This is a genomic window from Lysobacterales bacterium (assembly GCA_016721845.1).
Classification (GTDB): domain Bacteria; phylum Pseudomonadota; class Gammaproteobacteria; order Xanthomonadales; family Ahniellaceae; genus JADKHK01.
Window position 1 is genome coordinate 223,243 of record JADKHK010000005.1, and the last position, 6,758, is coordinate 230,000.

The following is a 6,758-nucleotide window of genomic DNA, read 5'->3' on the forward strand; positions in this document are numbered from 1 at the left end:
GTCGCGCGTCCTGTTGCCATCGTTTGCGATAACGCGCCTGCGCCCGGACTAATCTCGGAGCGGCGCGGCGAGCGCAATGCCGGAGTCGGTGCCATGGCGATCAAGGCGAAACGTACGCAGGCCAAGGTCAGCGCGATCATCGACGCGCGCAGCCGAATGCCGGATGGCACCCTGATCGCCAGCCTCAAGCTTGGCCGTGAGCATCTGCTGGATCGGCAGCTTCGGTTGATGCCGACCGAGGTGGACGAGTGCTGCATCGTGGGTGCAGACGATCTGGCCGTGGGCGATCGATTCGAGCCGGCCAGTCTGCACCGGGTATCCGACAGCGACGGAATGAGTGCATTGTCGTCCGCGCTGGAAGTCTGCCGGGGCGCCACCATCTTGCTGTTCAGCGCTGCACAACCCTTCCCGGACGTCGGCGACAGTCACCGTGTGCTGGCTGCATTGCGCAAGCGACCAGCAGCGGGCGTGTTTCAGAGCGGCCGCATGAGCCTGGCCCGTGCACAGGGCGAAACCGTGCTGTCGGCCACACCGTCCGATCACTACTGGACCACGCAATGGCCGCTTGGCTTCGAACGCGCCTTGCTGACCGAAGTCCTCGCCGCCGCCGAGCACACGGCGGGTGCCGACGGCATGACGGTCTGCGAACTCACCTTGCGGCTCGGTCATGCCATCGGGCTGATCGAGGGCAGGCGCAGCGGCTTCCTGATTCGTGACGTCTACGACTGGATGCTGGCGCAGGCGCTCGCGGCGCAGACCCGCGCCGCAGCCTGAATCACTGCGCTGGCGTGTTGGCGTTCCGCGCCGAGAGTTCGTGCCAGCGAAGCTGCTTGGCTTCATAGTCCTTGCGCACCGATTCCTTGGTGCTTTCGCGTTCGATCAGCGACTTCTGTTGCGCTTCGATCTGGGCGCGGACGTGCGCGATCGAGTCATTGACGGCTTGCGGCACCGGCTTCTTGCTGCGCTCGAAATCGGCGGCGTGGGCGAGCAGGTCGGAAAGATTCTTCTCCTGGCTGGCCATGGTCAACTTGGCGGTGGCCATGTTCGAATCGATCACACCGAGCTCCTGGTCGCGCGCCCGGATCAGGTCGTCCACGGTGGTGTAGGACAGCATCAACGCCCGGTCGGCCTGCGCCTGCGCCTCGGCGATCTTGCGTGCTTCCTCGTCCTTGATCTTCTGCGCGGCTTCGGCGGCCAGTTCTTCCTGCGTCTTCGCGCGCGCCACTTCCTTCACCGTGATGCCCGACTGGTTCATCTCCTTGTGCGCGAGCTTGGCCGCTTCCGGCGGCACCTTGTCGCTGAAATGGACATTGCCCTTCTCGTCGACCCATTTGTACAGCTTGCCCGCCGACGCCGGCGCGGCAATCGCCAGACCGAGCACTAGGAGCGGCACCCAAACCGATACACGCATGATCGACTCCGAAAGCGGCTTCAGGCCGCGACACCATACCGATTACGATAGTCCAAAAGGGCCGCGCGGTGCTGAATCAGTTCGGAATTCCCTTCCGTGAATTGCAACAGTTCCGTGAGGCCGGCGATGGCGACGACCGGCAGGCCGAATTCGGCGCGGACCTCGTCGACCGCCGAACGCTCTCCCTGGCCGCGCTCCTGGCGATCGAGCGCGATCAGCACGCCGGCCGGCTCGGCGCCCTGGGCGCGAATCAACTCGATCGCCTCGCGTACCGCGGTGCCGGCGGTGATCACGTCATCGACGATCAGCACCCTGCCGGCGAGCGGTGCGCCGATGATCGCGCCACCCTCGCCATGCGATTTGGCTTCCTTGCGATTGAAGGCCAGCGGCACGTTGCGGTGGTGGTGATCCGCGAGCGCGATCGCGACGGTCGTCGCCAGCGCGATGCCCTTGTAGGCCGGGCCGAACAGCATGTCGAAGCCGAGCCCGCTGGCGGTCAGCGTCGTCGCATAGGCACGACCGAGTGCGGAAATTGCAGCGCCGTCGTTGAACAGTCCGGCATTGAAGAAATAGGGGCTGACACGCCCCGACTTCAGGACGAACTCGCCGAAGCGCAGGACGTGATGATGCAAGGCGAGCTGCAGGAATTCACGTTGATGATCAAGCATGTCCGACTCCGGTCAGCGAGGCGCGCAGTCTAGCGATGCCCGCACTCGGCAGGATGCGTCGCATCGGTTATGGTGCGGGCCGATTCGGGACAGGTGCAGGCCCATGCGTATCATCAGTTTCAACGCCAACGGCATCCGCTCGGCCGCGACCAAGGGATTCTTCGACTGGTTCGCGGCGCAGCAGCCGGATGTGCTTTGCCTGCAGGAAACCAAGGCGCAGGTCGATCAGCTCGGCGACAACGTGTTTGCCCCGCCCGGATACCACCGACATTTTCGCGACGCGACCACGAAGAAGGGCTACAGCGGTGTCGCGATCTACACGCGGCGTGCGCCCGACGAGGTCCGTACTGGTCTGGGCTGGGACGCCTTCGACGAGGAAGGGCGCTACATCGAGGCGCGCTATGGCAATCTCAGTGTCGTATCGTTGTACCTGCCGTCCGGTTCCTCCGGCGAGGAACGCCAGCAGTTCAAGTTCAAGGTCATGGACTGGATCGCGCCGATCTTTGCGCAGTGGTTCGAGAGTGGTCGCGACTACGTGCTGTGCGGTGACTGGAACATCGTGCGCTCGCGGCTCGACATCAAGAACTGGACCTCGAACCAGAAGAATTCCGGTTGTCTGCCCGAAGAACGTGCCTGGCTCAATGGCTTGTGCGAGCGTGGCTGGGTCGATGCCTATCGTCATCTGAAGCCGGAAGGCGAGGATTACTCCTGGTGGTCGCAGCGCGGCGCCGCGCGCGCCAAAAACGTCGGCTGGCGGATCGATTACCAGATGCTCACGCCCAGTCTGCGCGAGCGCTTGAAGGCGTGCACGATCCACGCCGAGCCGAAGTTCTCGGACCACGCCCCGGTGGTGGTCGACTACGCGGATTGATCCGTTGCGGCGCGCGCTTCGATCGTGCGATCGACCAGTCCCGAACGCATCATCCAGACGAACAGCAGGATGCCGGGTAGCGCGGCGATGGTGCTGATCAAATAGAAGTTGACGTAGCCGAAGGATTCGATGAGGGCGCCCGCCGTGGTGCCGGTCAGCAGTCGTCCGGCGATCGACGCGGTGGCCGACAGCAGCGCGAACTGCGTCGCCGTGAACGCCAGGTTGCACAGCGCCGAGAGGTAGGCCACGACCGCGACGCCGCCGATGCCGCTGGCGAAGTTCTCGAAGCCGAGCGTGAACGCCAGCAAGCCATTGCTGTGGCCGACATGGGCCAGCCACGCAAACGACAGGTTCGACACCGCCATCAGGATCAGGCTGATCAGTACTGCGCGCTTCATGCCGAGCCGCGCGTAGAGCACGCCGCCGACGAAGATGCCGGCCATCAGCGCGAAGAAGCCGACACCGACATCATAGGTGGCGATCTCGTCGTTGCTGAAGCCGAGGTCGTTCAGCAGCAGGCGCAGGGTCAGGTTCGCCAGCGTGTCGCCGATCTTGTGCAGCAACACGAACAACAGCACCAGCCAGGCGCCGCGACGGCGCAAGAATTCCGACAGTGGTGCGACCACGGCATCGACCGCGGCCGCGAATGAGCCTGCGCTTGTACGCACGATATGGCGAACCGGTTCACCCAGCCACAACGATGCGAATACCGCCGGCAACGCGAACATCGCACACAGCGCGTAGGCCTTGCTCCAGCCGGCCTTGCCCGCGACAACCAGTGCCAGGCTGGCAGCCGCGGTCGAGCCGATGCGCCAGCCGTATTGCGACATGCCCGAGCCGGTCCCGAGTTGGTGGGGTGCCAAGGTTTCGATGCGGTAGGCATCGATCACGATGTCGAAGGTTGCGCCCGCCACGCCGACCAGGACCGCGGCGACGGCCACCGACGTCAGGCTGGCGCCGGGATCTGCCGCACCGAGTGCAAATACTGCTGCCGCAACGGCCGCGGCCGAAAACCATAGCCACGAGCGGCGTTGACCGAAGCGCGATAGCCATGGCAGCGGCGCACGGTCGATCAGCGGCGCCCACAGGAACTTGAAGTTGTAGACGAGAAAGGCCAGCGAGAAGGCAGTGACGCTCTTCTTGTCGATGCCATCCTGCGCCAGTCGTGTCGTCAGCGTCGCGCCGATCATCGCGTAAGGAAACCCCGACGAAATGCCGAACAGCAGCGCGCCGAGCGGTGCCTTTTCGAGATAGGAATGGAGCGAGCCGGCGGCCGGGACTGCGGGAGTGGAATTCATCATCCGCCGATCCTAGCCGAGCCGGTTGATCGGGAGCGACACATTCGGTTGCAGTGCCGGAAAGCGGCGGGCTAGCATGGTGGCGGGATCAGGACATCGCTGTGCCAGACATCGTCATCCGCGGCATCGACCATGACGTCGCCGAGCGCATCAAGGAGATTGCGCGGCTGAACAACATGCCGATCAACGACGTGTTGCTGAAATTGTTGCGCCAGTCGCTCAAGCTCGACACCGAGACCTTGCTGGTCGCGAATCCGAAGCAGGACATCGCGCGCATGGCCGGCGCCTGGGGTCAGGATGAGACCGAGGCACTTCGCGCCGCGATCGCCGCGATCGAGAAGCTGCCTTGAGGATCAGGCCGGCCAGATCGCGCCGAGCACGCGCGGTCCGCGTGCGCCGGTGACCTCGGGACGATTGCCCGGGCGACCGTCGAGCGTCTCGCGCGCCAGCCACGCGAAGGCGATGGCCTCGACGTAGTCCGGATCGATGCCATGCGCCGCCGTCGTTTCGAGTGTGATGGGGGCCAAAACATCTCGCAACGCGGCCATCAACCGTGCATTGTGAACGCCGCCGCCGCAAGCAATCACGCGCGTCGCCTGCGGACATTCCCGGCGCAGCGCGTCGGCGACCGTTCTTGCCGTCAAGGCCAACAGGGTCGCTTGCACGTCCGCGACGGCCTCGCCACCCCGCAATTGCTTGCGCAGCCATTGCAACTGGAAGGTCTCGCGACCGGTGCTCTTGGGTGCCGGACGCTTGAAAAAGGGATCGTCCATCCAGCGCGCCAGCAGTGCCGCATCGATTCGGCCCTGGCCGGCCAGCTCGCCGTCGCGGTCAAATGCGGCGCCGGTATGTTGGTGGCACCAGGCGTCCATCAATCCGCTGGCCGGGCCGGTGTCGAAACCGCGCACCGCTGCGCCCGGCGTCAGCAAGGTCAGGTTGGCGATACCACCCAGATTCAACACCGCACGCGCTTCACCGGGTGCAGACAGGCATGCGGCATGAAAGGCCGGTGCCAGCGGCGCGCCCTGTCCGCCGGCGGCCAGATCGCGGCGGCGAAAATCGGCGACCGTCGTGATTCGCAGCCGCTCGGCAATCACATTCGGATCGCCCAGCTGCAGCGTGAACGGATGGGCCGCGTCCGGGCGATGCCAGAGCGTCTGACCGTGCGATCCGATCGCGCGGATCCGTGTGCGGTCGACGCCACTCTGGGCGATCAGGGCTTCGGCCGCAGCCGCGAAGGCGTGGCCGATCTCGACATCCAGTTCGCCGCTGCGATCGAAGCTTGCGACTTCCCGACCCAGCGCGAGATCCAGGATGCGCTTGCGCAGGTCGGAGGCATAAGGCGTTGCCGCCGTGGCGAGCGTGCGGGGCGTGTCGCCATCGAATTCGACCAGCGCGGCATCGATGGCATCAGCGCTGGTACCGGAGATCAGCCCGAGATACAGCGGCGCGGCCATCAGCGCTGCGCGACGGTGGCGCTGCGCAGTTCAGCCTGAGCCAGTTGCCGGATGTAGGGCGCAGTGACCGCGCGGAACTTGGCCATCAGCGCACCCGGAAGTGGCTCTGGCGGCGGCAAGGTCACCTTGAGCGGATCTCGGTGCACGCCGTTGATCCTGAATTCGTAGTGGAGATGAGGCGCGGTCGCGAGCCCGGTCATGCCGACATAGCCGATGTTGTCGCCCTGGCGCACGCGCGTGCCGACCTTCGCCGACTTGCCGAAACCCGACATGTGCGCGTACAGCGTCGAATGGCCGCGACCATGGTCGATGATGACGACGCGACCGTAACCGGTCTTCCATCCTGCGAAGCCGACGCGGCCATCGGCTGCGGCCATGATCGGCGTCCCCGAGGGCGCTGCGTAGTCGACGCCCTTGTGTGCGCGCACCGTGCCGAGAATCGGATGGCGGCGCGCGGAGCTGAAGCGAGAGCTGATACGCGAGAATTCCACCGGCGTGCGGATGAAGGCTTTCCGCAGTGGTCGGCCCGCCTGATCGTAGTACTCGATGCTGCCGTCGGCTTTCTCGAAGCGCAGCGCGTCGAAGCGGCGGCCACGATTGACGAAGGTCGCGGCGATGATGTCGCCGCCCGGCAACACTTCGCCATCGCGGTACATTTCTTCGAACACCACCGAAAACTGATCGCCGCGCCGCAGGTCCTGCGCGAAGTCGATGTCGTAGCCGAACACCTTCGCGAGCTTGATGATGGTGCCGTCGTCGAGCCCGGCTTCCTCGCCTGCACCGAACAGGGAACCGACGATCTGGCCACTAGCTACGCGCATCCGCTTCTCCACCGGACGCTCGATGGTGCGCTCGGTGACCTTCTCGCCATTGATTTCGACGATGCGGCGGGTGTCGCTGTCGACATCCAGCTGCAGGGCGGTCAGCGTTCCGGCTGCGTCACGGCGAATGCCGATGCGGTCGCCCGGACGCAGGCGGGTGAAGCTGTCGGCACTCGGCGCGGCAGCGACCAGATGGGCGAGTTGCCTTGAGGAGATGCCGATGTTCGCGAAG

8 protein-coding genes (1 of these 8 running past the window's edge) are annotated in these 6,758 nt (G+C 65.2%); 3 read left to right on the forward strand and 5 right to left on the reverse strand.

Features of this window, described 5'->3' with window-relative positions:
* Nucleotides 1-93 precede the first annotated feature (93 nt).
* Nucleotides 94-774, forward strand: a complete 681-nt coding sequence (locus IPP28_03420; GenBank protein ID MBL0040103.1) for a 2-C-methyl-D-erythritol 4-phosphate cytidylyltransferase — start codon at nt 94-96, stop codon at nt 772-774.
* A 1-nt stretch (nt 775) separates the two neighbouring features.
* Here the strand turns inward: IPP28_03420 and IPP28_03425 are convergent, their stop codons facing one another.
* A complete protein-coding gene (locus IPP28_03425) occupies nt 776-1,411 on the reverse strand; it encodes a DUF4124 domain-containing protein (GenBank protein MBL0040104.1) in 636 nt (211 codons plus the stop codon).
* 20 nt (nt 1,412-1,431) lie between these two features.
* Complete coding sequence (gene pyrE / locus IPP28_03430; GenBank protein ID MBL0040105.1) at nt 1,432-2,079, reverse strand: orotate phosphoribosyltransferase; 648 nt, start codon at nt 2,077-2,079, stop codon at nt 1,432-1,434.
* Nucleotides 2,080-2,182: 103 nt separating this feature from the next.
* On the opposite strand from pyrE, the gene xth reads away from it, so the two are divergent.
* Entirely contained in the window at nt 2,183-2,950 is a 768-nt protein-coding gene (gene xth / locus IPP28_03435) for an exodeoxyribonuclease III (protein MBL0040106.1), read from the forward strand.
* Here xth and IPP28_03440 read toward each other — a convergent pair.
* The gene (locus IPP28_03440; GenBank protein MBL0040107.1) at nt 2,938-4,248 is read right to left on the reverse strand and encodes an MFS transporter; all 1,311 of its coding nucleotides are present in this window, start codon (nt 4,246-4,248) and stop codon (nt 2,938-2,940) included. The two genes, xth and IPP28_03440, sit on opposite strands and share 13 nt — an antisense overlap.
* Before the next feature lie 101 nt (nt 4,249-4,349).
* Here IPP28_03440 and IPP28_03445 point away from each other — a divergent pair, with 101 nt between their 5' ends.
* The gene (locus IPP28_03445) at nt 4,350-4,598 is read left to right on the forward strand and encodes a hypothetical protein (protein MBL0040108.1); all 249 of its coding nucleotides are present in this window, start codon (nt 4,350-4,352) and stop codon (nt 4,596-4,598) included.
* Nucleotides 4,599-4,601: 3 nt separating this feature from the next.
* Here the strand turns inward: IPP28_03445 and IPP28_03450 are convergent, their stop codons facing one another.
* Nucleotides 4,602-5,705: an anhydro-N-acetylmuramic acid kinase gene (locus IPP28_03450; protein MBL0040109.1), complete on the reverse strand. Its 1,104-nt coding sequence runs from the start codon at nt 5,703-5,705 to the stop codon at nt 4,602-4,604.
* Nucleotides 5,705-6,758, reverse strand: the 3' portion of a protein-coding gene (locus tag IPP28_03455) for a peptidoglycan DD-metalloendopeptidase family protein (GenBank protein ID MBL0040110.1). The gene runs 422 nt beyond the window's last position; only the last 1,054 of its 1,476 coding nucleotides appear in the window; the start codon falls outside the window, past its right edge; the stop codon is at nt 5,705-5,707. The genes IPP28_03450 and IPP28_03455 overlap by 1 nt, the downstream gene beginning before the upstream one ends.